General features: G+C 58.7%; 22 protein-coding genes. 12 read left to right on the top strand and 10 right to left on the bottom strand.

Features of this window, described 5'->3' with window-relative positions; all coding sequences use genetic code 11:
* Positions 1–168: 168 nt before the first annotated feature.
* Positions 169–1,521 carry an HD-GYP domain-containing protein gene (locus ACESMK_RS02680; RefSeq protein WP_372995001.1) on the top strand — a complete coding sequence of 451 codons (1,353 nt, stop codon included), beginning with the start codon at positions 169–171 and terminating at the stop codon, positions 1,519–1,521.
* A gap of 19 nt (positions 1,522–1,540) precedes the next feature.
* Here the strand turns inward: ACESMK_RS02680 and ACESMK_RS02675 are convergent, their stop codons facing one another.
* The 3 genes from ACESMK_RS02675 to ACESMK_RS02665 are packed head-to-tail and all read right to left on the bottom strand — an operon-like array spanning position 1,541 to position 4,531.
* Entirely contained in the window at positions 1,541–2,365 is an 825-nt protein-coding gene (locus ACESMK_RS02675) for a substrate-binding periplasmic protein (protein WP_372994999.1), read from the bottom strand.
* Complete coding sequence (locus ACESMK_RS02670) at positions 2,349–3,731, bottom strand: ribonuclease J (protein ID WP_372994997.1); 1,383 nt, start codon at positions 3,729–3,731, stop codon at positions 2,349–2,351. The genes ACESMK_RS02675 and ACESMK_RS02670 overlap by 17 nt, the downstream gene beginning before the upstream one ends.
* Positions 3,728–4,531, bottom strand: a complete 804-nt coding sequence (locus tag ACESMK_RS02665; protein ID WP_372994995.1) for a substrate-binding periplasmic protein — start codon at positions 4,529–4,531, stop codon at positions 3,728–3,730. The genes ACESMK_RS02670 and ACESMK_RS02665 overlap by 4 nt, the downstream gene beginning before the upstream one ends.
* A 174-nt stretch (positions 4,532–4,705) precedes the next feature.
* Between ACESMK_RS02665 and ACESMK_RS02660 the strand changes: the two genes are divergently transcribed.
* On the top strand, positions 4,706–5,389 hold the full coding sequence (locus ACESMK_RS02660; RefSeq protein WP_372994993.1) for a type 1 glutamine amidotransferase domain-containing protein: 684 nt from the start codon (positions 4,706–4,708) through the stop codon (positions 5,387–5,389).
* Between the two features lie 59 nt (positions 5,390–5,448).
* On the opposite strand, the gene ACESMK_RS02655 is transcribed toward ACESMK_RS02660, so the two are convergent.
* Positions 5,449–5,901 carry an acyl-CoA thioesterase gene (locus tag ACESMK_RS02655; protein ID WP_372994991.1) on the bottom strand — a complete coding sequence of 151 codons (453 nt, stop codon included), beginning with the start codon at positions 5,899–5,901 and terminating at the stop codon, positions 5,449–5,451.
* 95 nt (positions 5,902–5,996) lie between these two features.
* Here ACESMK_RS02655 and ACESMK_RS02650 point away from each other — a divergent pair, with 95 nt between their 5' ends.
* Complete coding sequence (locus tag ACESMK_RS02650; RefSeq protein WP_372994989.1) at positions 5,997–6,725, top strand: MotA/TolQ/ExbB proton channel family protein; 729 nt, start codon at positions 5,997–5,999, stop codon at positions 6,723–6,725.
* A complete protein-coding gene (locus tag ACESMK_RS02645; RefSeq protein WP_372994987.1) occupies positions 6,722–7,747 on the top strand; it encodes a peptidoglycan -binding protein in 1,026 nt (341 codons plus the stop codon). The genes ACESMK_RS02650 and ACESMK_RS02645 overlap by 4 nt, the downstream gene beginning before the upstream one ends.
* A gap of 45 nt (positions 7,748–7,792) precedes the next feature.
* On the opposite strand, the gene ACESMK_RS02640 is transcribed toward ACESMK_RS02645, so the two are convergent.
* Positions 7,793–8,905, bottom strand: coding sequence for an S-(hydroxymethyl)glutathione dehydrogenase/class III alcohol dehydrogenase (locus tag ACESMK_RS02640; protein ID WP_372994985.1), 1,113 nt, complete (start codon positions 8,903–8,905; stop codon positions 7,793–7,795).
* 165 nt (positions 8,906–9,070) lie between these two features.
* On the opposite strand from ACESMK_RS02640, the gene ACESMK_RS02635 reads away from it, so the two are divergent.
* The 8 genes from ACESMK_RS02635 (at position 9,071) to ACESMK_RS02600 (ending at position 16,525) form a co-directional block, all read left to right on the top strand.
* Positions 9,071–10,393, top strand: a complete 1,323-nt coding sequence (locus tag ACESMK_RS02635; protein WP_372994983.1) for a DASH family cryptochrome — start codon at positions 9,071–9,073, stop codon at positions 10,391–10,393.
* A 16-nt stretch (positions 10,394–10,409) separates the two neighbouring features.
* Positions 10,410–10,910, top strand: a complete 501-nt coding sequence (locus ACESMK_RS02630) for a DUF6231 family protein (protein WP_372994981.1) — start codon at positions 10,410–10,412, stop codon at positions 10,908–10,910.
* Positions 10,901–12,562: a phytoene desaturase family protein gene (locus ACESMK_RS02625; protein ID WP_372994979.1), complete on the top strand. Its 1,662-nt coding sequence runs from the start codon at positions 10,901–10,903 to the stop codon at positions 12,560–12,562. The genes ACESMK_RS02630 and ACESMK_RS02625 overlap by 10 nt, the downstream gene beginning before the upstream one ends.
* Positions 12,563–12,580: 18 nt before the next feature.
* Positions 12,581–12,838, top strand: a complete 258-nt coding sequence (locus tag ACESMK_RS02620) for a TIGR03643 family protein (protein WP_372994977.1) — start codon at positions 12,581–12,583, stop codon at positions 12,836–12,838.
* A gap of 74 nt (positions 12,839–12,912) precedes the next feature.
* A complete protein-coding gene (locus ACESMK_RS02615) occupies positions 12,913–13,332 on the top strand; it encodes a YkvA family protein (protein ID WP_372994975.1) in 420 nt (139 codons plus the stop codon).
* Between the two features lie 70 nt (positions 13,333–13,402).
* A complete protein-coding gene (pomA, locus tag ACESMK_RS02610) occupies positions 13,403–14,173 on the top strand; it encodes a flagellar motor protein PomA (RefSeq protein WP_372994973.1) in 771 nt (256 codons plus the stop codon).
* 2 nt (positions 14,174–14,175) lie between these two features.
* The gene (locus tag ACESMK_RS02605; protein ID WP_372994971.1) at positions 14,176–15,093 is read left to right on the top strand and encodes a flagellar motor protein MotB; all 918 of its coding nucleotides are present in this window, start codon (positions 14,176–14,178) and stop codon (positions 15,091–15,093) included.
* A gap of 223 nt (positions 15,094–15,316) precedes the next feature.
* The gene (locus ACESMK_RS02600) at positions 15,317–16,525 is read left to right on the top strand and encodes an ammonium transporter (protein WP_372994969.1); all 1,209 of its coding nucleotides are present in this window, start codon (positions 15,317–15,319) and stop codon (positions 16,523–16,525) included.
* Positions 16,526–16,543: 18 nt separating this feature from the next.
* On the opposite strand, the gene ACESMK_RS02595 is transcribed toward ACESMK_RS02600, so the two are convergent.
* The 5 genes from ACESMK_RS02595 to ACESMK_RS02575 are packed head-to-tail and all read right to left on the bottom strand — an operon-like array spanning position 16,544 to position 25,027.
* Entirely contained in the window at positions 16,544–17,620 is a 1,077-nt protein-coding gene (locus tag ACESMK_RS02595) for a lipocalin-like domain-containing protein (protein ID WP_372994967.1), read from the bottom strand.
* On the bottom strand, positions 17,617–19,887 hold the full coding sequence (locus tag ACESMK_RS02590; protein ID WP_372994965.1) for an FtsX-like permease family protein: 2,271 nt from the start codon (positions 19,885–19,887) through the stop codon (positions 17,617–17,619). Before ACESMK_RS02590 ends, ACESMK_RS02595 begins: the two co-directional genes overlap by 4 nt.
* A gap of 7 nt (positions 19,888–19,894) precedes the next feature.
* Complete coding sequence (locus ACESMK_RS02585) at positions 19,895–20,578, bottom strand: ABC transporter ATP-binding protein (RefSeq protein WP_372994963.1); 684 nt, start codon at positions 20,576–20,578, stop codon at positions 19,895–19,897.
* A gap of 52 nt (positions 20,579–20,630) precedes the next feature.
* Positions 20,631–23,792 (bottom strand): efflux RND transporter permease subunit, encoded by a 3,162-nt coding sequence (locus ACESMK_RS02580; protein WP_372994961.1) that lies wholly within the window; start codon positions 23,790–23,792, stop codon positions 20,631–20,633.
* The gene (locus ACESMK_RS02575) at positions 23,789–25,027 is read right to left on the bottom strand and encodes an efflux RND transporter periplasmic adaptor subunit (RefSeq protein WP_372994959.1); all 1,239 of its coding nucleotides are present in this window, start codon (positions 25,025–25,027) and stop codon (positions 23,789–23,791) included. The genes ACESMK_RS02580 and ACESMK_RS02575 overlap by 4 nt, the downstream gene beginning before the upstream one ends.
* Positions 25,028–25,110: the final 83 nt, after the last annotated feature.

Below are 25,110 nucleotides of genomic sequence, written 5' to 3'. Positions count from 1 at the left end.
CTTACGTTCACACTTACGAAGCGAAGCTTCGGTAAGTTCATGCTCATATGTACCCTTTAATTACGTATTACATTTTTTTAGATTTTTGCTACAAAAAAAACCGCTGCAACCTGTGCCACCAATATAACGAAGCCGTATGATTGACTACGGGTAACCAGGTTAATTGGTATGCGATACGAAACAGTCGAGCTTGAAATTGACGTCTCAGAACTGCGGATCGGCATGCATGTGGTCAGGCTCGACCGTCCATGGGAAGAGACCGACTTTCTGATCCAGGGATTTGTCGTCCAAGGGCAAGACGATATCGATGCCCTGCAGTCCCAGTGTCGAAAGGTCGTCATTGAAGGTAAGGTAAAAAACACCGAGCCAGACGTGCTTCCTGAGCCCTATCTTAAAAAGCGCGAAAAGACCCGCTTCTCCGTTTTTCATGGCCACAAGAAGCAATACGACAAAGGGAAAGCCCACCGCCCGGACCGGGTTAGCGAAAGAAAGTCTCCCGCCCACAAACGAATAACCTACATCAACAAAGTGGGCGTAGGACAGGAGATACGCCTGGCCCAGGGACACTACGCAGAAGCCAGGTCGGTGGCTACAGGTATCATGTCCGGGCTGCGTGTTGGCAGAGCCCTGGACCTCAACAAAGCAAGGGAAGTCGTCGACGATTGCGTGGACAGCATTCTCAGGAACGACGATGCCCTCTTGCTGCTTACAAAACTCAAGAACAAGGACGAGTACACGGCCGAACATTGCCTGAACGTTTCAATCCTGTCAGCCGCTTTTGGCAAGAAGCTGGGATTGCTGGAAGAAGAGATTCGCACACTTGGCCTTTGCGGCCTGCTCCACGACATCGGCAAAGCCAAGGTGCCTGTCGACATTCTGCAAAAGCCCGGCGGCCTGACCCCGGAGGAGTACGGGATCATGCAGAACCATGCAAACTGGGGCCGGGACATGCTGATGGCCATGCCCAAGGTGGTTCACGCCGCCGTGGACGTTGCCTACAACCATCACGAACGGCTGGATGGCAAGGGCTATCCCCGCGCCCTGGTCGACTACCAGATTCCCTACTTTGCCAAGATTGTCGCCATTGTTGATACCTACGATGCCATCACCAGCAACCGAGCCTACGATCGCGCGCGGTCATCCATGGAAGCATTGGAAATCATCCATCGATTCCGGGGCAGCCAGTTTGATCCTGACCTGACGCGCGAGTTCGTGCTGATGATCGGGATCTATCCGCCGGGTTCCATCGTTGAGATGAAATCGGGTGAGGTAGCTATTGTTATTGCCTCTAATCCTAGAAATCGTCGAAAACCAAAAGTGATGCTGGTAAGAGATGAGAAAAAGCAGCGACCGGCAAAATACCGACTTCTGGATCTGAGCAGAACCCCGCGCAATAGCGCCGGCGAGCCATTCGAAATTGCGAAGGAGGTGCCGGATGGGACTTACGGCATTGTTTTGCAGCGCTTCATCGACAACGGTCTGCCACTGGGTCACCAGACGGTTGATGAAATATCAACCTGACAACTGCCCGTCCACCTTGTCATCTACTCCACTCGGAATAAGTCGACTTGTATTGCCTGATCAACTCATTGGCCCGGCCAGAATTCACGAGCTCATAAAGCCTTTCGGCAATAAGCTCCCTGAGCTCAAAGGAGTTGCAGGATGAGGCTTTGGAAAAGGTAAAAAACAGGCCCTCACGGCTCACCGGAGTTGGGAGGGGAACGAATTGATCGGCAATGCCCAGATACTCAAGCTTCACCTCCCCTTGCAGGACTTCATAGAGGACATAATCGACCCGGTCAACCAGTGCCATCTGAAAGGATTGCTCAATCGACCTGACGCCCTCGATGCTGAGATTCTGCTCCGCGTACCGGTCGAAATTCTGCCCGAAGCTGTTGTTTATCAGGGTGCTACCCCGTTTGCCCACAAGGTCCGGCCAGTGGCGGTAGGCAAACTCCTGGCCCTTTCGAACCCAGACGGCGGTTGGCAGATGCGTAATCGGGGGCAGCAGATAATCCATGTAGCCAATGCGTTCGGAGGTGATGAACGCACCTGCAACCATGTCAATTTCACCCTGACGGGCCATGTGCTGAACCCGAGCCCAGGAGCCGATATCTCTCACCTCTACGGCAATGCCCAAGGGCTCGGTAATTTCTTTGAGCAAAGAAGGCACTGCGCCAATCAGATAGCCCGGATTGTCTTCATCTCGCCAGAGAAGCGGCGGATATTCCGGGTTGCCACTCACGGTGAGCGTCGAACATCGGCGTTCCTCTGAGGCCCCCGCATGCAACGGCGTCGCCAGAACAAGGGTACAGGCGAACAGCCCGGGAATTACAGACAACAAGACATTATTCAACTCTGACAAGCCCCTCTTTCTGCCAGCCCAGCCGGCCGGTTTCCACTATCTGGCGACGTATACCCGGCACCGGCCGGATCATGAAGAGATCGCCGTTTCGGCCCACCATGGCACGGGGTACACCAGTTGCTTTGGCTATGTCAGCGTGTGTTTCCATGTGTTCAGCCTCGCCATGGACCGGAATGGCAATGGCGGGCCTTACCCACTGATACATTAACTCCAGTTCTTCCTGCGCGGGATGACCTGAAGCATGAATTGGCAAATCGGCGTCCTCAGCGGTGATTACCTTGACCCCCAGCTCTTTCAGCCTGACCACCAGTGCCTCGATGGCTTCCTCGTTGCCGGGAATAGCACGGGCGCTGAAAATCACCGTATCCCCTGCCTCCAGTTCGAAATCAGGATGGCTCCCGGCCGCCAGCCTGCGCAGCGCCGTTCTGGGCTCTCCCTGGCTGCCGGTTGCCACCGCCAGGACTTCATGCCGGGGCAGATAACCAAGGTGGGAAGGGCTGATCAACTGGTCAGCCGAATTCCAAAGCCCGGCAGCCCTGGCCGCACCACTCATATTGATCAGCGAGCGACCCAGAAGTCCCATGTAACGCCCGGTTTCCCTCCCAATCGAAGCCAGCGTATGCAGGCGGGCAATATTGCTACCAAAACAGGTCACGACAACGCGGCCTTCTGCGGAACGGATAGCCTGCAGCAATCCTGCATGCAAGGCCGCTTCGGACACCGAGTGGCCTGAGACCGTGGCATTGGTGGAATCGCAAACCATGGCATGTACACCTTCTTCGGCCAGGCCGGTAAAGGTTTTTGGCGAATAGCCATGGCCCACCAGCGGCTGCTCATCGAGCTTCCAGTCACCACTGTGGAAGATGTTGCCTGCGGCGGTTCGAATCATCAGCGCGTTGGGATCCGGAATGGAGTGGGTCAGCGCCAGCCACTGCACGCTGAATGGTCCGATCTGTTTGCTCTGGCCGGTCTCCACTTCAATGATCGGCACCCGATGCAGCAGGTCGAACTCCGCCAGTTTGCGGCGCAGGATTTCCGCGGTGAACCGGCTGGTGTATATCGGGCACTGCAGCAGCGGCCAGAGATAGGGCACCGCCCCGACGTGATCTTCATGGGCATGGGTGATCACCATACCTGCCAGACGGTCACGGCGGTCGGCAATGAAGGCCGGGTCCGCCATCTGCACCGGCGGCTCGCCCCGGTGATGGACGGTGCCATCAGCCGCAATGCGGCCGGGCTTCGGGAAGGTCACGCCACAATCCACCATCAACCAGGCACCGTCGTGGCCATAGAGATTGAGGTTCATACCAATTTCGCCGGTGCCACCCAGCGGCAGGAACCAGAGATCCGACTGCTCGGGAATCATTCAGCAGCCCGGTCCAGATATTTCAACACCAGGTCCTCGTGTATGCCTTCAATCTCAATCAGTTTCAGCGCCGCCCGGATATCATCGGCGTACTGCAGTACCGGCGAGTTTTTCGCAATGGCGATGTAGGATCGTTCTCCAGGCACAAAAAACGGCCAAACCTCAACATCCAGACCAAGTTTGTCAACCGTATACATACCAACCAGCTCCGGCGCTATAACCACATCGACCCGGCCTTTCTGCATCATCAGCATCAGGTTTTCGTAGCGAGGGGCGGATTCTTTGAGCAGCTTCTCATCACCGTCAAACCTGGAGAAATACGAGGCACCCTCAAGTACACCGATGGCCTTGCCGTACAGATCCCCGTAACGCTCGATGCTGTGTTCTTCATGGAGGTAGAAGAACAACCGGCGCTCCGGGGGAAAGGCCGGCGCCACGAACTCCATCAATTCGGCCCGTTCTTCGGTCTCCAGAGGGCCGAGCATGACATCCACCTCGCCCTGCTGGACCATTCTCAGCACCCGCCGGAAAGGGGCCTCACGATAATTCACTTTCCACCCCAGGCGGTCGGCGATTTCCTCGAAAATCTCCACGTAAAGACCGGTTCGCTCACCACCCTGGATAATCCGGTACGGTGGCGCATGGTTGGCCCCCACGGTGACGGTCAATGCTTCCACGGTTTCTGTGCCCTGCTGGGCCGAAACCGGAAACACCAGCACCATCATAAGGGCAGCTGTGAGAACTCGCATTCCTGTCATCCTTGCCAGTGAGCTTTTCAGGTTCTTATACAGTCTGGTCATCTGTCTCCAGTATAGACGGTTCAAGATCCGGGATCGTCGGATTTACGTACTCACGGTTGAATTCAGTCACCCATGGCACAAGGTCATTGATCAGACCAGTCAAGAAGTGATTAACCAAATCAGTTAACCCGTTAAAAAGTGCCATTCATTCGTCAATCAATAAGGACGGACACCATGAAGATTCTGATGGTTCTTACCTCCCATGACCAGATGGGCGACACCGGCCATAAGACCGGCTTCTGGCTCGAAGAGTTCACCGCGCCTTACTATGTTTTCCGGGATGCCGGTGCAGACATCACCATTGCTTCGCCAAAAGGCGGCCAGCCGCCTGTAGACCCGAACAGCGAGGCAGAGGAAGCACTGACTGAGACGACCCGTCGTTTCCAGCAGGATGCCCACGCCAGGGAATCCCTGGCCAGCACCAAGAGGCTGAGCGATGTGGATATGAACGAGTACGACGCGATTTTCTATCCTGGAGGCCACGGTCCGCTCTGGGACCTGGTCAATGACGACAAGTCCATTGCCCTTATCAAGACCGCCTACGAGCAGGACAAGGTAATCGGTGCCGTCTGCCATGCGCCTGCCGTATTCAAGAATGTGGAAGTGAAGCCCGGCCAGAACATTGTTGGCGGCCGGGAAGTCACGGGCTTCAGCAACAGCGAGGAAGACGCGGTAGGCCTGAACGGCGTGGTGCCTTTCCTGCTGGAAGACATGCTGAAGGAGAACACCGCCACCTACACCCGCGGCGACGACTGGGCACCGCATATCGTGGTGGACGGCAAGCTGATTACCGGGCAGAACCCGGCATCCTCCGAGGGTGCGGCAAAGGCCGTCGTACAGGCACTGCAAGACGCCTGATTCGAGAGAAACGGCTTGATAACCCCGGGGTCAGATGAAATTTTCATCTGACCCCATTCTCACGCGACTTCCCCCGCATGACTGATCAACTCACCAGGAGCGCCCTGCTCCAGCAATTCACGAATGTGATCCGGTATCGCCACCTTCCCCATCACTGAAGGCTGAATCACCACGTAGGTAACATCTGCATCGGCGATAAATGCCCCATCCCCGTACCGGAAGAACTCCAGATGCAATGTGAACGAGGTATTGCCGATCCTTCCCGCGCGGATGCGAGCCTCCAGCACGTCGTCAAATTTTGCCGGAGCTTTCCAGTTTACCGTGAGGCTCACCACCTGAATGTCCAGATCCTGATCCAGCAGGTGCTGGTAGTCGCCAAACAGTGTGCGGATGTATTCATTCACTGAAATATCAACGAAATCCGCATAACGGGCGTTGAATACCACACCCTGGGCATCGCATTCGCCGTAGCGAACCCGGAAGCAAAAGCGGAAAGGCAGTTCACCAACCATGAAGTGCTCCGATTAAAGTTCAGTTACTGTCGCCAACAGCTTCTCACATCTGTGCTAACGTTTTGAGGAATATCTCAAAAAAGCTGGCCATCGCTATGAGCAATCCCAAGCACACCCTTTTCTGGATGACACTGTTCCTTGGCGTGGTCGCCATCGTCGGCGCCCTGATCCACAAGCCCCTGATCTCGGCCTTTATGGCCAACTGGGTTTTCAATCTGCTGATTCTCGGGGTTCTGATTGTCGGCATTGCCCTCACTTACCGACAGGTGTTTGTGCTGTTTCCGGAACTGAAATGGATAGCCCAGTTCCGCACCGGCCACGCCGGACTCTCTGTGGTGCAGGAGCCCCGGTTGCTGAAGCCTCTGGCCAGGCAACTGGGGGAAGACGCCAAGCGGGACCGGTTCACGCTCTCCACCCTGTCCCTGAGAACGGTGCTGGACGGCATCCATTCCCGCATGGACGAACAGCGGGAAATCACCCGTTATTTCATCAGCCTGCTGGTGTTCCTGGGCCTGCTCGGCACCTTCTGGGGCCTGCTGGGCACCATCAACTCGGTCGGCCAGGTGATCACAGGCCTGGACATGAGTCAGGAAGACTTCGGTAAAGTGTTTGCGGAACTTCAGGAAGGCCTGCTAACGCCCCTTGAGGGCATGGGCACGGCGTTCAGCTCCTCCCTGCTGGGCCTTGGCGGCTCGCTGATCCTTGGCTTCCTGGACATCCAGGCCGGCCATGCCCAGAACCGCTTCTACGACGGTCTGGAAGAGTGGCTGACGGGCGTAACCAACCTTGTAGACCGGGTAGACGACGAGAAAGACCTGTCATGATTGGCTCCAGGCGTCGAAGCCGAAGCACCACCAACGTCTGGCCGGGCTATGTCGATGCCCTGTCCGCCTTGCTGATGCTGGTGATCTTCATGCTGCTGGTCTACGTGGTCAGCCAGCTTTATTTATCCCAGACACTGTCTGACCGGGATACCCAGCTCGCACGCCTGAATGCCCAGCTGAACGAACTCTCGGAGTTGCTGGGCCTGGAAGAGAGCAGAAACGAGGCCCTGGAAGATCAGTTGACCGGCCTCCAGGACCGGAACAGCAATCTGGTCGGCCAACTGGAATCGACCCGTGAGCAACTGATGCAACAAACGGCCATGGCCGATGCACAGGCGGAGCGGTTGGCCAGCATGGAAGAGTCCATCGACAAGAAAGACGAGGTGTCCGCCAGCCAGCAGGCCATGATCCTGAGGCTATCCAATCAGATCGCTTCATTGCGGGAGCAGCTCAGGCAGATTGCCTCTGCGCTGGAGCTGCAGGAACAGATGACAGCGGAAAAAGAGCAGGAACTGGAACAGGTCAGCCGACGGCTGAACACCCTGCTGGCCGAACGGGTCAACCAGCTTCAGCAGTATCAGTCTGAATTCTTTGCCCGTCTGCGGGACATTCTTGCCGATAACGAGAATGTGCGGATCGTCGGCGACCGCTTTTTGCTGCCGTCTGAACTGCTGTTTGCTTCCGCCTCGGCGGAACTGGGCGAGGAAGGCCAGCGGGAACTGGACAAGCTTGCCGAGCTGCTGCTGGATGTTTCCGCAAAGATTCCCGAGGATGTGGACTGGATCCTGAGGATTGATGGGCACACCGATGTTTTGCCCATCAATACCGCGAGATTCCCCTCTAACTGGGAGCTGTCCACCGCCCGGGCCGTCGCAGTAGTCCGCTATCTCGCCGCTCAGGGTGTGCCTGAACGGCGTATGGCAGCTGCCGGCTTTGGCGAGTTCTTCCCGGTGGCCGAAGGCGCCTCGCCGGAAGCCCTGCAGAGAAACCGACGGATTGAATTAAAGCTCACAGATCGCTAATCGAAGGGGTGGCAGCCGGTCTGCCACCTCTTATCCGTATTCCGGTCAGAAATGAATAACCGTCCGAATACTCTTGCCCTCATGCATCAGGTCAAACGCCTTGTTGATGTCTTCCAGGGGCATTTCATGGGTAATGAACACATCCAGCGGAATCTCGCCCTTCTCGGCTTTCTCCACGTAGCCCGGCAGCTCGGTGCGGCCTTTCACGCCGCCAAAGGCTGAGCCACGCCAGACCCGACCGGTCACCAGCTGGAACGGACGGGTGCTGATTTCCTCACCAGCGCCGGCAACACCAATGATGGTGGATTCGCCCCAGCCTTTGTGGCACGCCTCGAGCGCGGCACGCATCAGTTTAACGTTGCCCACGCACTCGAAGGTGTAGTCGGCGCCGCCATCGGTCATCTCGACAATGACTTCCTGAATTGGCTTATCGTAGTCGTTGGGATTGACCACGTCGGTGGCGCCCAGCTGTCTGGCGATGTCGAATTTGCCCGGGTTGATGTCGACCCCGATGATCCGGCCCGCCTTGGCCATTTTGGCGCCAATGATCGCCGCCAGGCCGATACCGCCCAGGCCGAAGATGGCCACGGTTGCGCCTTCCTCAACCTTGGCGGTGTTCAGTACCGCGCCAATACCGGTGGTCACACCGCAGCCGAGCAGGCAGACCTTGTCCAGGGGCGCTTCCTTGGGGATCTTGGCCAGGGAGATTTCCGGCAGCACGGTGTATTCGGAAAAGGTGGAGCAACCCATGTAGTGATACAGTGGCTTACCGTTGTAGGAAAAACGGGAAGTACCATCCGGCATCACACCCTTGCCCTGGGTGGCACGCACGGCACCACAGAGGTTGGTCTTGCCAGAAGTGCAGAACTTGCACTCACCGCACTCAGCGGTATAGAGCGGAATCACATGATCCCCGACTTCCAGGTTTTTAACGCCCGGCCCAACCGCTTCAACAATGCCACCACCCTCATGGCCCAGAATCGTCGGGAACAGGCCTTCCGGATCGGCACCGGAGAGCGTGTAGGCGTCAGTATGGCAAACACCGGTTGCAACAATGCGCACCAGAACCTCGCCCTCCTGAGGTGGTGCAACGTCGACTTCAACAATTTCGAGCGGCTTGTTGGCTTCGAAAGCCACCGCGGCGCGGGATTTAATCACTTTCAGGCTCCTTGGATGCTAGGCATTGTGATTCGGTTGCGACAGACCAACCGCTACGTGTTTGAATCATTCTAGCTGACTTGGCCCTGGCCATGTTGCTCAAAATCTTTTCTGGATCTGGAGCGTATCTAGAAAGCAGAATCAAAAGGTTGAGGAGCATTTACGTTGCATACGCTTTACTGGTTTACACGGGATCTTCGCCTGCACGACAACGCCGCCCTGCTGGCCGCGTCCAGGTCCGACATGCTGCTTTGCGTCTATGTCGTAGATCCGCGCTGGTTTGCACCCGGCCCACTGCAGAGCAAGGCAATGGGTGACCACCGCTGGCGCTTTCTCTGGCAGAGCCTGATGGCACTGGAGCGAAGCCTGCGGCCTCTGGGGCAACGTCTGCATATCGCTTATGGTGAGCCGGAAACAGTCGTCCCCGAGCTCGCACACGCCCACCGCATTGAGCGCATTGTCCGCTCGCGGCTACCGGGCACCCAGGAGGCCAGCCAGTGGCGGGCCATCAAGGATCGACTGCCCGGTACCCTGTTCCAGCAGTTTGAAACCCTGAGCCTGTTTACCGAAGGCTCCCTACCCATGGAACTGCCGGATCTGCCGGATACCTTTTCCCAGTTCCGAAAGCTGGTGGAGAAAACCGGTGAGCGCTGTTCCGAACGCCTGAGAATCCGCACACTCACGGCCCTGCCCCCACCACCGGGCTTTCCGGAGGACAACCGGGGCGACTGCCCGCCCATACCGGAACCGGTACACCCTTTGCAGTTCATGGGCGGTGAAGCGGCAGGCCTGGAAAGGCTTAAAGCGTTCACCTACGGTAATCACAGCATTGATCGATACAAGGAAACCCGCAACGCTCTGGATAGCTGGGATGCCTCCTCCAAGTTCTCGCCCTGGCTGGCCAACGGTTGTCTGTCCGTTCGGGAGGCGGCGGAAACCATCACCGACTACGAAGCCAGTGAGACCAAAAACGAGTCCACCTACTGGCTCTGGTTTGAACTGCTCTGGCGCGAATACTTCTACTGGTACGCCCTGAAGCACGGTGCCAACCTGTTCCGGCGGGACGGCGTCCAGCGCAAACACCGACACGGCACCTTTTACGGCCATCGTTTCAAGGCCTGGTGCCAGGGCAACACCGAGTACCCGATCGTGAATGCCGCCATGAACCAGCTACGGGAAACCGGCTATATGAGCAACCGGGCCCGGCAACTGGTGGCAAGCTGCTTTATCAACGAACTCGGGCTGGACTGGCGTTACGGCGCAGCATGGTTCGAAGAGCAGTTGATCGACTATGATGTGGGAAGCAACTACGGCAACTGGCAATACCTGGCTGGCGTAGGGGCAGACCCCAGAGGCCTGCGGCAATTCAACCTGGAGAAACAGACGCAACAGTACGATCCCACCGGCACCTTTATCGACCGCTGGGGCGGACACGCGGAGCAGCCCGTAGGTTTACACACAGTAGATGCGGCAGACTGGCCCCTGTAGCAAAAGGCAACGAGCCATGACGGATACGAAGGATAACGGCAACACAGCACGGGAAACCCTGGCCCGCATCATCGACACCTGCTCGCCGGCGACCCTGCTAAGCTGCGGCGACCTGGCCACCGAGGTGTCACGGATCTGGCAGAAACACCAGAAAGGTGTGGACGTCCACACCCTGGACACGATCGATCCCAATGCCAATCTGCTTCTCGACCGGGTGGCAGACCTGGCATTGGTTACCGGCACTCTTGAACATCTGCCCCACGACGAAGGCGCCCTGCTCCTGGGTCAGCTCAGGAACTATGGCACCCATCAGATTGCGGTTCTGGTGGGAGAGACCCCGGACTGGGCCTTTACCGATTTCATCGGCCTTGGCTTTCGACGCCATGCCGAACTGGAAAATGATAACGGCGTACTCACGCTGTATACCTACAATCTGGATACTTACAACCACAAGCGGGCCTGGAATAATCCAGAGAACTGGGCCAATCCGGAAATGTGGGGCAAAGCATGGTGGTAGCAAATACAGCAGTGAACAATTCGTCTTCCAAGACACTCAAACCAAGCACGATCCGGATCGGTACCCGATACCGGGCCAATCGCCTGAAAGGCCCCTACGACGCCATTGTAATCGGCTCCGGCATTGGCGGCCTGACCACCGCAGCCTGCCTGGCAAAAGCCGGCAAGAAAATCCTGGTGCTTGAACAGCATTACACCGCCGGGGGTTATACCCACAGCTATGCCCGCAACGGCTACGAATGGGACGTAGGTGTTCACTACATCGGCGATATGGGCTCACCCCACACCCTGGGCCGTCGGCTGTTCGATTACATCACCGACGGCAAGCTGGAATGGGCACCCATGGACGAGAACTACGATCGGTTCTTCCTGGGTGACAAAATAGTGAATCTGCGCGCCGGCAAGGAGGGGTTGCGTCTTTCTCTGCTCAACGCCTTCCCGGACGAGCAGGAGGCTATCGACCAGTACGTGAAACTATTGGGCAAGGTGGCTGACGGGATGCAGTGGTACACCCTGTCCAAGCTTACCCCGGGTCTTCTCGGCCCGATTGTTCACAAGGGCCTGGATCTGGCCCTGCCAGACTGCTTCAACAAAACCACCTGGGAGGTATTGAGCGAGCTCACCGACAACCAGGAGCTGATCGGCGCTATCACCGGCCAGTGGGGGGACTGCGGGGTCACCCCGAAGCAATCAAGCTTTATGGTCCATGCGCTGATTGCCAAACACTACCTTTACGGCGGTTTCTACCCTGTCGGCGGTGCCTCGGAGATCGCCAAAACCATTATCCCGGTGATTCAACAACCCGGCGGCGAAGTATTCACCTACGCCGACGTCACCGACATCCTGGTGGAGAAAGGCAAGGCAACCGGGGTGCGCATGGCCGATGGCGAGGAAATCCGGGCACCACTGGTCATCAGCAACGCCGGGGTGATCAATACCTTCGAAAGATTGCTGCCAGCCGATGCTGCTGAAAAGATTGGCTACAAGAGCAAGCGCCAGCACATCATTCCCTCCATGCCCCACATCGGGCTCTATATCGGCCTGAAAGGCACACCGGAGGCGCTCGGGCTGCCCCGCACCAATTTCTGGATCTATCCCAGCGCCGATCACGACGACAACGTTCAACAGTTCCTGGATGACCCGGAAAACACCGAGTTTCCGGTGGTGTATATCTCCTTTCCGGCGGCCAAGGATCCGGATTACCAGAACCGCTGGCCGGGCACCTCCACCATCGAGATTGTTGCGCCGACCACCTGGGAGATGTTCGAACCCTGGCAGGACACCATCTGGGGCAAGCGGGGCGAGGATTACGAAGCCCTGAAACAGAAGATCACCGAGCAGTTGCTGGACGTGATGTACGAGAAACTGCCCCAACTTAGGGGCAAAGTGGATTACGTGGAAACCTCCACGCCGCTCTCCACCGCCTGGTTCTGCCGCTATGGCCGGGGCGAACTCTACGGCCTGGACCACAACCCGGAGCGGTTCGAGCAGGACTGGCTGAAACCGAAAACCGACATTCCCGGGTTGTATCTCACTGGTCAGGATATTCTGACCTGCGGGGTAGTGGGTGCCATGATCGGTGGCCTGGTAACAACTCTGGCCATTCAGGGTTGGCGCGGGGCGGGTCTGGCCAAACGCATTTTTGTTGGGTAAGGCGAGAGGAGAGAAACAATGTCGACCAGCTTCCATGAGGCGGATCTCTCCCGAATTATCGAAATGGCCTGGGAAGATCGTACCCCCTTCGAGGCCATCGAAACTCTTTATGGCCTCAGGGAAAAGGACGTTATTGGCCTTATGCGCAGGGAACTCAAGCCGGCCAGCTTTCGGCTCTGGCGACAACGGGTAACCGGGCGCAACACCAAACATCGCCAGTTGCGCCCTGAAGGAGTGAGCCGGGGCTATTGCCCGACCCAGTACAAGCATCGATAAGCGCTTCACCATTGGCATTGCCGGCACGGCTGCGAGATCATAGATACTCAGGCACCAGGCAAGGAACCCTTTAGATGGCATTGTTCAACCAGAAAGACGCCAGAAAACAGCTGGACAACGAGGCGGGCAAGGTGCATCGGGCAGACCTGGAGACACTGCTGGACCGCCAACGCAGCATTGAAGAGAAAGTGAAAGGCAGCGGCAAGCTAGCGCGTTTTCGAACCGATATCAAACTGATGTTTTCGTTGATCCGGGATTACTGGTATGGCAACTACCGGAGCGTTCCCTGGAAAACCATCGCGGCCGTGGCGGGCGCGCTGTTGTACGTCATGAACCCGCTGGACGTGATTCCTGACCTGATATTTGGAATCGGCTTTGTGGACGATGCCGGGGTGGTCGCCCTGTGCCTGAAACTGGTGGAGTCAGACCTTCATCGCTATGCCGCCTGGAAAGAACACCAGGAAGACATGAAAACGGCCCCTCAGTCGAATTGATTAAATTCTGAACTGAAGGTAATCTCTCAACCCCGTTTTCCGACTACCTCAAACCACATCTGGAGATATCGTGGATTTCGCCACTCTCATAGGTCTTGTTGGCGCAATTTTGCTCATTGCTTCGGCAGTTATTCTCGGCGTCTCTCCCGCTGTCTTTATCAACCCTGCTTCGCTCCTGATCGTTGTGGGCGGAACCATGCTTGTGGTTCTGGCCAAGTTCAGCTTCGCGCAGTTTTTCGGTGCCTTCAAAGCAGCCGCCCGAGCGTTCAAATTCAAGCTGCCGGAAACCCAGGCCAGCATCGAAGAGCTGGTGGAAATCGCCAACATTGCGAGAAAGGAAGGCGTTCTTGGGCTGGAAGATCGGGAAGTCAGCAGCCTTTTTCTGGGCCAGGGCATCCAGATGCTGGTAGACGGACAGGACGGCAACACCATCAAACAGCTCCTCAGCAAGGAGCGCCTGATGACCCTGGATCACAACCGCTCCGGCGCCAAGGTCTTTACCGCCATGGCGGATGTGGCACCCGCCATGGGGATGATCGGTACCCTGATTGGTCTTGTCCAGATGCTTTCCAACATGGAAGACCCCAAATCCATTGGCCCCGCCATGGCTGTCGCACTTCTGACAACCCTCTACGGCGCCATGATTGCCACCATGATCGCAACCCCCATTGCCGATAAGCTGTCCCTGCGGATGACAGAGGAGGCCCGAATGCAGTCGCTTTATATCGATGCCCTCGTTGCCATCCAGGAAGGCACCAACCCCCGGATTATCGAGCAGATGCTTTCAAGTTACCTGCCGCCCAAGGAACGCGAAAAAGTGGCGGAAGCAGAAGGCGCGTAATCATGGACGAGCTTCCAGAGGAGGAAAAGCCGGGAATTCCCGCCTGGGTCGTTACCTTTGCCGACCTGATGTCCCTGCTGATGTGCTTCTTCGTACTGCTGCTCTCGTTCTCGGAGATTGACGCCCAGAAATTCAAGCAGATCGCCGGGGAACTTTCCAAAGCTTTTGGTGTTCAGCGCGACGTGCCCTCCCTGGAAATTCCCAAGGGCACCAGCCCCATCTTCGACAAATTTTCGCCCGCGCCGCCCGAGCCCACCGTGGTTAACGAGGTCAAACAGACCACCACGGAAGAAGACCCGGAACTCCAGACCCTGAAAAGTCCCACCGATATGGCCGTTGAAGCCGCCGTAGAGGAAGAGATGCAGGAAACCATGGACGAAATCCTGCAAGTTCTGGAACCTGCCATTGCCGATGGCCGAATCAACGTGAGCGAGGATCAGCGTCGAATCGTGATCCGGGTGGAAGAAAAAGGCTCTTTCCCCTCCGGTTCGGCCCAACTGACCTGGGAATTTGAAGGCCTGCTGCTGGACATGGCGGAGGTTATTGAAGGCATTCCTGGTGATCTGACCATTGAGGGGCACACCGACAACGTACCCATCCGCACCGATCGTTTCTACAGCAACTGGGACCTGTCTGCCGCCCGCGCCGCCGCTGTGGCCAACGTTCTGGTAGCCCGGGACCAGGTTGAACCCACCCGCCTGTCCGTCACAGGACTGGCAGATACCGAGCCCAGGGTTGCCAACACCTCAGCCGAGAACCGTGCCAGGAATCGGCGCGTGGAAATCATCATCGACCTCTCCGGCCCGATGCAGGAACAGGAGGTTCGCCTCCGGGAGCTGATTCAGTCCGAATCAGACGATGCAGAGTCAATCCTGGGTATCGAATCCGACAGTTCGACATCGAACGAAATCAGCTGGTAGACGCTCTCTAATTTGGTGCATCTGGTGCCAAAACGCACACTCATAGTGCGCTTTTCCTCTTGAATCCCCTTCCATCAGCCCTTCGATATCCCTCAACCGCCTTACCGCTCTTGAATTGCCTCGTTTTGGAACAGCTCTTGCTTTAGCTGCACCTCAACAATGCACACCCTAACGTAAAACGGCCCGACAGAGGCCGGACAAACAACATCAGGAGCGAAAACCCGTGGACATCACGAGTGCAGTACACACCCTGACCGAAAGCGCCAACACGCTGTTCATTCTTATCGGCGCCATAATGGTGCTGGCCATGCATGCCGGCTTTGCCTTCCTGGAAGTGGGCACCGTCCGCCACAAGAACCAGGTCAACGCCCTGGTCAAGATCATGACCGACTTCGGCATCTCCGCCGTGGCCTACTTCTTTATTGGCTATTACATCGCCTACGGTAGCCATTTCATGAGCGGTGCCGCCGAGCTGACCGCGGCCAACGGCTATGATCTGGTGAAGTTTTTCTTCCTGATGACCTTTGCCGCCGCGATTCCCGCCATCGTTTCCGGCGGCATCGCCGAACGCGCAAAATTCTATCCGATGCTTATCGCCTCCGGCCTGATTGTCGCCTTCATCTATCCGTTCTTTGAAGGGCTGATCTGGAATGGCAACTATGGTTTCCAGGGCTGGCTGGAGAACCAGTTTGGTGCATCCTTCCACGACTTCGCCGGCTCTGTTGTGGTGCATGCCGTGGGCGGCTGGATCGCCCTGGCGGCCGTCCTTGTTCTGGGTGCCCGAAACGGGCGCTACCGCAACGGCAAGGTAGTAGCCTTTGCCCCCTCCAACATTCCCTTCCTGGCCCTCGGCGCCTGGATCCTGACCGTTGGCTGGTTTGGCTTCAACGTTATGTCCGCCCAGACTCTGGACGGCATCAGCGGCCTGGTCGCCGTGAACAGCCTGATGGCGATGGTGGGCGGTATCCTGGTATCCATGCTGTTGGGCCGAAAGGACCCGGGTTTTATTCACAACGGGCCTCTGGCCGGGCTGGTAGCCGTGTGTGCCGGCTCTGACCTGATGCATCCGGTTGGCGCCCTGGTCACCGGGGGCGTGGCCGGCGCCATCTTCGTGTACCTGTTCGAATGGGCCCAGGCCAAAATCGAACGCCTGGACGATGTGCTCGGTGTCTGGCCCTTGCACGGCGTTTGTGGGGTCTGGGGCGCGATTGCGTGCGGCATTTTCGGTCAGGAAGCACTCGGTGGTCTGGGCGGCGTCAGCCTGATGTCACAGATTATCGGCTCTGTCGCCGGCGTCATCGTGGCCTTTATCGGCGGTCTGGTGGTTTACAGTGTTATTCATGCGATCTCCGGTCTGCGACTGACCGAAGAAGAAGAGTTCAATGGTGCGGATCTGAGCATTCACCGGATCGGTGCTACTGCCATCGAGTGACACTCGGTTGCCCGAAGTTCATTCGCCATATCCGGTCAGCTCCATGTAACCCACGCCGTCGTGGCTGCCGGATACAGAGACCGGGCTCTCCCAGTACGGGAACAGCCCGGTGTTTCGATAATCCCCCGCCGGCGCTGCCACCTCCAGGTTCAGTCCGAAGTCTGGCACCGCCAGTTGCCACGCACGCGGATACCCGTCGCCCTCGGTTAATGGCGCAATTCTGAGTTGATCGGCGCCAAGCGCCACGGGTTTGCCATTGTCAGCTATCCAGGTACCGGCCCGAAAAGCACCATCCGACTCCCGCAGCCGAAAGGCCATCAGCTTGTCCCCTGAATCCAGATGCAGGGCGAACCAGTCCCAGCCCTGCTGGCCGGCCTTGAGAAACTGGCTGCTCCACTCCCGATCAAACCAGCCCTTCCCTGTAACCTCCAATGTCTGATCGCCCAGGGTGACCGTGCCGTCTATCTGCAGATCGACCAGGCTGAAATACATCGAACCCTCGCCATCGGCGGACTTGGCGCTGAAGCCGTTGTCGCCGTGCGCAACAGGCTCACCCTTGACCCGTAGGGACAGATCGTAGGACCAGCCGTCCGCCGCTACCTGCAACCGCCATGATTCATTCCCCGACGCTGCCTCAAGCCGCCAGTCGTCCAGCCAGACAGTCAAAGGTTCTGCGCTTGCGCCAGCATGGCCGATATCGCCCCGGGCCAGTCTCTCGCCAAAGTAATGCTGGCTATCAAAACTCACTGCAGCGTGAGCCATCCAGGCGGCTTCCAGGGGCCAGGTGTTCGCCTCGGGAGGCTCAGCGTTCGTCGGCCTCGGTGTAATTGCCTGCCGGAACTGGGTCCATTGCAGCCCCAGGGGCTCACCGCCTTCCGTCTGCAGGTTGGCGGTCAGATACCACCATTCAATCCGGTGTTGGGGATGGGGGCCGAAATCTTCGGGAAAACTCAGACGGTCTCCCGGTCCGGGCTGCAAAAATGGCACCCCGGACTCATTTTCTGCGACACCGGCCAGTCCGGCAAATCCAGCCTGTTGCTCCGGCTCCGAACACCCTGCCAGAGCCAGCAGCATCAATAGGAACCAACGTCTCATCGTTCACCTCCTGCCGGTGCATTGGCGTTCACTGGTGCGGACTTGGGCGATTTGAGCTGGCGACTCATCAGTAGAGCAATGCTGAGGCCAATCAGCAGGCTCAAAACCCCAAGCTCCAGCCAGAAACCCGGGTAGACGGCCATGGGCAGGGACCAGCCAAACGCCAGTGGGTTGATGCGATGCACCAAAACCCAGGTCAGCCAGACACCCAACGGCAGCGCCAACAAGGCGATAATGCTGCTGAGAGACACTGCCAGACGGATCAGTTGCGCCGATGCCTGCCGGCGTGACAGTCCCCACACCATCAGCAACCGGAAATACCAGGCCCGGGTCGAGAAAAACACCCAGCCCATCATCAGCAGGGCAACAGCCGCCAGAATCAAGGTCAGGGCTGTCATCGCCCGGGTCAGCAAAAAGGTCTGGTCAAAGATGGCGGAGGCGAGATCCTCTATAGCCCGGTTGTCCCGCACGGTGAGTTCCTCAACCTGCCATAACGCCTTTAACTGGTGGGTAACCGCCTCCATCGACAGATCCCCGGGAGAGACCGACAGGCTCTGGAAGCCGCGAACAAACTCGGGCGGCAGGACGGAAACATTCAACAGTATCTCACCGGCCGGGCGACCGTAGTCGGGGTAAATGGCCAATACCGGGAAATTGAGCTCCTCCCCCCCGAGTGTCACCGTCAGGGTCTGGCCAACGGTCACATCCTGCCGACGGGCAAGCTGTTCATTCACCATCATACCCTTGCCCTGTTGCAATGCCCGCCAGGGCTCGTCCGTCGACTCGAACAGCTGCCACCCGGTGACCAGCGGGCCAACAGGTCCCAGGGCAAATACGTCCACTGCCGGGCCTGTTTCACCAGAGGTCTTCACGAGTGTCGCTTCCCCCCTGGCCACCCGGTGCCACATTCCGGAGGCGGCAAGTTCCGGCTGTTCCGATAACCACTCAAGCGCCGGGCCTGGATCAACGGTTTCGGGTATTTCAATGTAAAAATCCGCCTCCAGCCTCTGGCCAAGCCATCGGTCAAACGTGCTTTCGAAGGTGGTAACCAGGGCCTGCACCGCCAGCACCATAGCCATGGCAAACTGCAGGGCCACCAGCGGCAGGGCCAGACGTCGGGCGAGCACCGAAAGCTCCCGATGGCGCCAACGTGCCAGAGGGTTGCTATCCGCCCGCGCCCGCCCGTCTGCAAGCCTGGAAATCAGGATCGGAGCCAACGTGCCTGCCGCCACGAAAACAATCGCCACGGCAACGAAAAGCCAGGCCAGCCCCGGGGCCCAGATTGACAAAGCGACACCGAACACCAGCACCAGAACCGGGAACCCACCATACCGGCGGCCATTCCCGAAAAGCCGACGGGCCATTGGCCGGAGCAGATCCGCCAGGCAAGCGACCAGCACCACTGCCAACATGATCGCAAGGGGCACCAGCCAACCACCGTCCTGCCCCGCGTAAAGAGGCTGATCGAACAGCCCTTCCAGCGCCCGTCCGAATCCGCCGCCGAGGCCGGTGGCCAGCCAACGACCAAACCAGATCCCGGGCACAATGCATACCAGGGCCAACAACAGGATTTCAGCCACCAACAGGCGATTGATACGTCCCGGGCCAACCCCAAACCGGTGCAGAAGAGCAAAGCTGTCACGGCGCTGGGCCAAACCGAGCAGGTAAACACTGCGCACCAACAGGGCGGTGATCAGCAGCACCAGGACCCCGAGGGCATCCAGATTCAGCAGAAAGCTGTCACCCAGTTCCCCGGTATCCGGCCCGACCCGGAAAGGCGCCAGCCGGTAACCGGCCGGGAGCACGCCAGCGCTGTCGCTGTCGGACACCAACAGTGACAGCTCGCCTGTCTTCCCTCGGGCCAGCTCTGCTGCCTCACTGATATCCACAAAGGGCCGGCCGTCCAGTTCACCCCGCCAGGGTTCATCGTCCTGGTCCGTACTCCCGAAGCACCCTGCTGCGAGCGGATCAACACCCACCACACGCCCGGTTTCCGGCGAGGCCACTTCCAGCCAGGGCATCACACACAGCCCCCCGCGCCGGAGTTCAACAAAGTCCTCCACCGTAACCTGCTTACCGTCGGTGCGCCTCACCTGCTGACGCTCGGCCACTGCCGACTCGCTCTGCTCAAGACTGGCCCGGGCCTGACTGGTAAGGTGATGGACACCGGTCCAGAGCATGGTGGCCAGTACAATCATGGCAGCCAGCGCCAACAGCTGAAGGGGATGGCGGCGATAATGGCTGAACAGGGCGGCCAGAAGGGTCATATTGCGCTCAGGGGACGGGCAGATGCCCGAGATCCAGGTGCCGGTTGCAGCGAGAGGCCAGGTCGGGGTCGTGGGTGGCCAGGATCAGGCCGCAACCATGGCGGGCCTGCAGCTCGAACAGTTGTTCGATAACCGACTCGGCGGTCTGTCGGTCGAGGCTGCCGGTCGGCTCATCGGCGAGAATCAGAGCGGGTTTCATGGCAAACACCATGGCCAGTGCCGCACGCTGTCGCTGGCCGCCAGAGACCTGATCCGGGTATCGGTTCGCAAGCTCGCCGATGCCCAAACGTTCAAGCCAGTCCTGGCAATCCTGCTCATCCTGGCCGGCAAGCCGGGCCCGTAAACGGACATTATCGAGCAGTGACAGGGCCGGCATCAGGTTGGCTTCCTGAAACACCACACCAATCTGCTGTCGACGGAGATTGCCCCAGCGGGCTTCAGCCTTTTTCAGCGCCTCGGGGTTTCGAGTGTCAAAGGTCTCGCCAAGGACCCCCACACTCCCCGCATCGGGCCTTTCCAGACCACAGAGGATGTTCAGCAAGGTGCTCTTGCCCGAACCGGAACGACCGGTCAGGGCCAGTGACTGCCCCGGCTCCAGCTGCAGAGACAGATCCTGCAGCACCGATACCGGTTCATTTCCGCTGCTGAACTGCTTTTTCAGGCCTCGGGCCCAAAGCAAAGAACCCACCATGTCGTTCCTGTCTGATTGATCGGGGCAACCATGTCAAAGCCGGCTCCCTGGGTCAGTCAGGGGCCCCGAGGGGCTCGGCCGACGAACCATGCCGTCGTGCACGCCAATCGCGAAACTGCTCCAGCCAGGACAGCAACGCAGGCACCACGAGCAAGACCAGCAAGGTCGATAACCCGAGGCCAAAGGCAATAGAGGTGGCCATGGGAATCAGGAACTGGGCCTGCAGGGACGTCTCGAACAGCAGGGGCAGAAGGCCGCCAATGGTTGTCAGTGACGTCAGCATGACCGCCCGCACCCGCTGCACAGCGGCTTCGTTGAGCGCATCGGTAATACCCAGCCCTTTCTTCCGTTGCTGGTTATAGAAAGCTACGAGAATAATGGCGTTATTGACCACTATCCCGGACAAACCGAACAAACCAAACAGGGACAGTATGGTCAGTTGCAGCCCCATCAGCCAGTGACCAAGTAACGCGCCCACCAGGGCAAAGGGAATGATGGCCATGACGATCAGGGGCAGGCTCCAGGAAGCAAATACCCAGGCGAGTACCACGTACATCAGCGCCAGGCCGATCACCAGGCCGGTTTGCATATCCCCCAGTGTTTCCCGCTGATCGGCTGACCGACCCTCGAAGCTGTAGCGTACATTGTAGCGGCTGGCGATATCCGGCAATGCCTCTGCCTGGAGGCTGGTGAGAACCTGATCGGTGGTGCTGACCCGGGTGTTCAGACCCGAGGTTACCTCAACCGCCAACCGGCCCTCGGCATGCCGCAAGGCCTGGAATCCCTGGCGGTGGTCCAGATTCATCACCTGGGTCAGCGGTACGAACCGCCCGTCCGGAACGCGGACCGTCACCCGTGAGAGGGTGGATAAACGCTCACGCTGATCCCGGGGCAACTGCACCCGGACTTCGACTTCGTCACGACCATCCTGGTATATCTGGGCAACCCGTCCATCGAAGGCTGCCCTTAACTGACTTCCGAGATCCGAGGTGGTCAGCCCGAGCGCCTCGCCGTATGCGCTGACCTGGTAAATCAGCTGTTCCCGACCCCAGGGCATGTCGTCTTCAACGTCCAGCACTCCGGGCAACGTGGAGAGCGCCTGGCTCAATTCATCGGCTGCACGCTTCAGATTCTCGGCATTCTCGCCGGTCAGGCGCACGTTCACATCCCGGCCCGGCGGCCCGGCCTGACGTTCGGAGATGGTCAGGTTGTCCAGCCCTGCCGGCGTCTCCAGCCGGCTGCGCCACTCGGTAATAAACTCCGGGTTACGAACCGAGCGGCGATCGGAAGGCACCAGTTCAATCATCATCGATCCCAGTTCGTCACCACTGCGCGAACTCCCCTCGGCACCCTGGGTGGCGCCCCGGGTGGTTACGGCGTGTAGGATGAAATCACCGCCCAGTGCCTCTTCGGTGTCATTGAGCGTTCGCTGCATCTGGTTCAGGAAGTCCTCCACCGTTCCACGGTCGGTGCCGGCCACGAAACTGGCGTTGGCGTAGAACACCGAGGGTTCGGGTGTCGGGAAAAAGTTGAACCCGAGCCGACCACCAGCCAGCAGACCCACGGTAATGATGGCCAGGGCCAGCGCGCTGGCAACCGTCGCGCCCCGGTGTTCCAGACTGTAACGGGAAAACCGGCGAAACCGGCCTTCCCGGAATCGGTCGAAGCGTTGCTCGAAACCCTGCCGGAATCGCTCCACCGGGCCCGGCTTTTTCGGCTCTGGCTCAACCGCTTTTTTCTTGCGCCGGGGCACAAAGGCGTGACGCAGATGCGCCGGCAGTACGATGAAACATTCCAGCAGTGAGGCGATCAGGACACAGATCATCACCAGTGGAATATCCCCAAGGATATTGCCGATGACCCCGCCAACCACCAGCAGTGGCATGAAGGCGGCAACCGTGGTCAGGGAGGAGGCCAGAACAGGCCAGACCATGCGTTTGGCGGCACCCTCAGAGGCATAGATGGATTCCTCGCCCATTCGCGCATGGGCATCGGCATCCTCACCCACCACAATGGCATCGTCGACGATTACCCCCAGAGCCATAATCAGGGCAAACAGGGAAATCATGTTGATGGAGCCACCGATCAGCCAGAGCACCGCCATGGCGGCCAGAAACGCTGTCGGAATACCAATGGCCACCCACAGGGCAACACGGCCCGGTAGAAACAGGTAGAGCAGGCACACCACCAGTACCAGCCCGCCCAGACCGTTCTTCACCAACAACGAAATACGATCGTCCAGCAGCTGCCAGGTCTCGTCGTAGACCTCCAGTTCCACCGTCGGCGGGAGCACCGGCCGCGTATCCGCCAGCCAGTTTTCAAGTACCTTGGCCGCTTCCAGCGAATTGCCGTTTTCAGAACGCTGCAGCTGCAACTCAACTGCCGGCTTGCCGTCCTTTTCGAGAGTAACCTGGCTTTCTCGGGCCTCCTGTCGGATGATCGCCACATCACCCAGATTGAGTTGGATCCGCTCACCACTGAGTACCGGAACGTTCTCGAATTCCTGGGGGCTACGGCGCTGCTCCACGGCCCGCAGTTCCCGGGTCGCATCCTGTTGAGCCATCATTCCCGCGGGCAGATCTCTTGAAACAGAGGCGACACGATCGGCAATCTGGTCCAGTGACAGCCCCAGCGTCTCAAGCCGTTCAACCGGTACGTCAATGCTGATCTGCTGCTCTGGCAGGCCGCGAATGGACACCCGGTCGATACCGCGCTGGAGCAGTTCGTCCTCAAACCGGTAAGCCAGCTGCCGCAACTCGCTGCGGTCCATATCCCCGAACATCAGCAGCCGGGCCACCGGCTCGTAGCGCTCGATGCGGGTCACCTGGGGTTCTTCCGCCTCGGCGGGGAAGTTGGTGAATTCGTCCACTTGCTGGCGCACGTCGTCCAGGGCCTGAATCGGGTTGGTGCCTTCTTCGAATTCCAGGGTAATGGACGACACACTCTGAGCCGAGGTGGAGGTCATTTTCTTCAGGCCATCCACGCTGCGCAGGCGTTGTTCCAGCGGATTGGTAATTCCCTGCTCCACGTCTTCGGCGGACGCGCCACTCCAGACCACGCGAACACTGACCACATCCAGTGCAAACGTTGGAAAGAACTGGATGTTCATTCGGGTCAGGGCCAGCACTCCGCCGAGCAGCATCACCAACATCACCAGATTGGCTGCAACCCGATGATGGACAAAAAAACCGATGACGCCCTTTCTACGCCTCATTGCTCCGCTGCTCCGGAATCCGCGACATCCACCTTGAGGCCGGTGACGGCATTAGGCAGGTGCGTGGTAATCAGTTGCGCGCCAGGCACAAGAGCATCGCCGGATACCAGCAGACGACGCTCACCGTTGCTGCCCCGCGCTTCGCCAATTCGCTCAATCCTGGCCCGCTCCATGCGGCCATCGGATGACAACAGATAAACACTGTCTGCGCCGTAGAGTGCGCTGAACGGAATGGCAATGGTGTTGCTGCGCGCCGCCCGTTCAAGCGTGACCGGCATCAGGCCACCGGGGCGGATGCCTCTGGGGTTTCCTTCCAGCTCAAGAATGGCTTCGGTTCCGGAAGGATCACTGGTGCCGGCAAAGCGGGCCAGACGGAACCGGTGTTGACCGCCGGCGCTGGTTGCCGTGAGGGTTTCGCCCCGTTCCAGAGCATCCAGAAGCTCACCCCGGAACATCTCCGGCACCCGTGCCCGGAGTTCAAGGCCGTCCACGGGATAAAGTGAAAGCAGGGGTTCATTGCGGCTCACCTGATCACCTTTGGCCACCTGAATGTCGGTGACAACACCATCGAAGGGCGCGATCATCCGGGCCCGTTGGGCATCCCGCCGGGTGCTGATCAGGTTAGCCTCCGCCTGGGCCAGTTTTGCTTCCAGACTCTGCAACCGCGCCGGATGCTCTTCGATCGCCCGCTGCCGGGTATTCTCCGTCAGCTCCGCCCTTGCGGCGGCATCCGTGGCCGCTTCCAGTGCCTCTCGGGACGCCAGGTTGCGTTCAACCAGCGACCGGGTACGCTCAAGCTGTCGACGGGCGTTTGCCACAATGGCCTGCTCGCTGGCCAGAGCCGTCTGATCGTTCCGGTAACGCACCTGCTCTGATCGGATCTGGGCTTCCAGGTCTTTGACCTGCGCCTTGGCCTGGGCCAGCGCGGGTTGGATATCCGCATCGTCCAGAGCCACCAGAAGGTCACCCTCGCGGACCCGCTGACCTTCGGTCACCGGCCTGGCACCGATTCGGCCGGCAAGGGTTGCCGTCACCGTCAGTTGCTCCGGTGCCAGGACTTCTCCGTAAAGGGGTAGTACCGGCGTATGGGTGCCCGGCTCAACCTGCTGAACCTGGACGCGCCAGCTGCGTTCCTTGGCACTCACTTCGGCAGGCTCAGGACGGGTCATCTTCAGAATCATGAAGCCGGCGATACCGACGGCGAGGATCAATAGGGGAATCAGTCGTTTGGACATTACGTGCTGGCCAGCTAAGGTAAAAAAAGCCCTTCGGGCTGTTAGGTTAAGACTACTATACAATCAACGCTCGTTTTCGGATC

This window comes from Marinobacter sp. (genome assembly GCF_041687235.1).
Taxonomy (GTDB): domain Bacteria; phylum Pseudomonadota; class Gammaproteobacteria; order Pseudomonadales; family Oleiphilaceae; genus Marinobacter.
This window is presented reverse-complemented; position numbering and strand designations above follow the sequence as displayed.

Coding starts and splice junctions, on each gene's coding strand:
- ACESMK_RS02670 (WP_372994997.1), bottom strand. CDS start 3,731: ATGATTCCCGAGCAGTCGGATCTCTGGTTCCTGCCGCTGGGTGGCACC.
- ACESMK_RS02630 (WP_372994981.1), top strand. CDS start 10,410: ATGACGGATACGAAGGATAACGGCAACACAGCACGGGAAACCCTGGCC.
- ACESMK_RS02585 (WP_372994963.1), bottom strand. CDS start 20,578: ATGGTGGGTTCTTTGCTTTGGGCCCGAGGCCTGAAAAAGCAGTTCAGC.
- ACESMK_RS02575 (WP_372994959.1), bottom strand. CDS start 25,027: ATGTCCAAACGACTGATTCCCCTATTGATCCTCGCCGTCGGTATCGCC.
- ACESMK_RS02655 (WP_372994991.1), bottom strand. CDS start 5,901: ATGGTTGGTGAACTGCCTTTCCGCTTTTGCTTCCGGGTTCGCTACGGC.
- ACESMK_RS02605 (WP_372994971.1), top strand. CDS start 14,176: ATGGACGAGCTTCCAGAGGAGGAAAAGCCGGGAATTCCCGCCTGGGTC.
- ACESMK_RS02590 (WP_372994965.1), bottom strand. CDS start 19,887: ATGACCCTTCTGGCCGCCCTGTTCAGCCATTATCGCCGCCATCCCCTT.
- ACESMK_RS02650 (WP_372994989.1), top strand. CDS start 5,997: ATGAGCAATCCCAAGCACACCCTTTTCTGGATGACACTGTTCCTTGGC.
- ACESMK_RS02625 (WP_372994979.1), top strand. CDS start 10,901: ATGGTGGTAGCAAATACAGCAGTGAACAATTCGTCTTCCAAGACACTC.
- ACESMK_RS02660 (WP_372994993.1), top strand. CDS start 4,706: ATGAAGATTCTGATGGTTCTTACCTCCCATGACCAGATGGGCGACACC.
- ACESMK_RS02680 (WP_372995001.1), top strand. CDS start 169: ATGCGATACGAAACAGTCGAGCTTGAAATTGACGTCTCAGAACTGCGG.
- ACESMK_RS02615 (WP_372994975.1), top strand. CDS start 12,913: ATGGCATTGTTCAACCAGAAAGACGCCAGAAAACAGCTGGACAACGAG.
- ACESMK_RS02620 (WP_372994977.1), top strand. CDS start 12,581: ATGTCGACCAGCTTCCATGAGGCGGATCTCTCCCGAATTATCGAAATG.
- ACESMK_RS02665 (WP_372994995.1), bottom strand. CDS start 4,531: ATGACCAGACTGTATAAGAACCTGAAAAGCTCACTGGCAAGGATGACA.
- ACESMK_RS02595 (WP_372994967.1), bottom strand. CDS start 17,620: ATGAGACGTTGGTTCCTATTGATGCTGCTGGCTCTGGCAGGGTGTTCG.
- ACESMK_RS02645 (WP_372994987.1), top strand. CDS start 6,722: ATGATTGGCTCCAGGCGTCGAAGCCGAAGCACCACCAACGTCTGGCCG.
- ACESMK_RS02580 (WP_372994961.1), bottom strand. CDS start 23,792: ATGAGGCGTAGAAAGGGCGTCATCGGTTTTTTTGTCCATCATCGGGTT.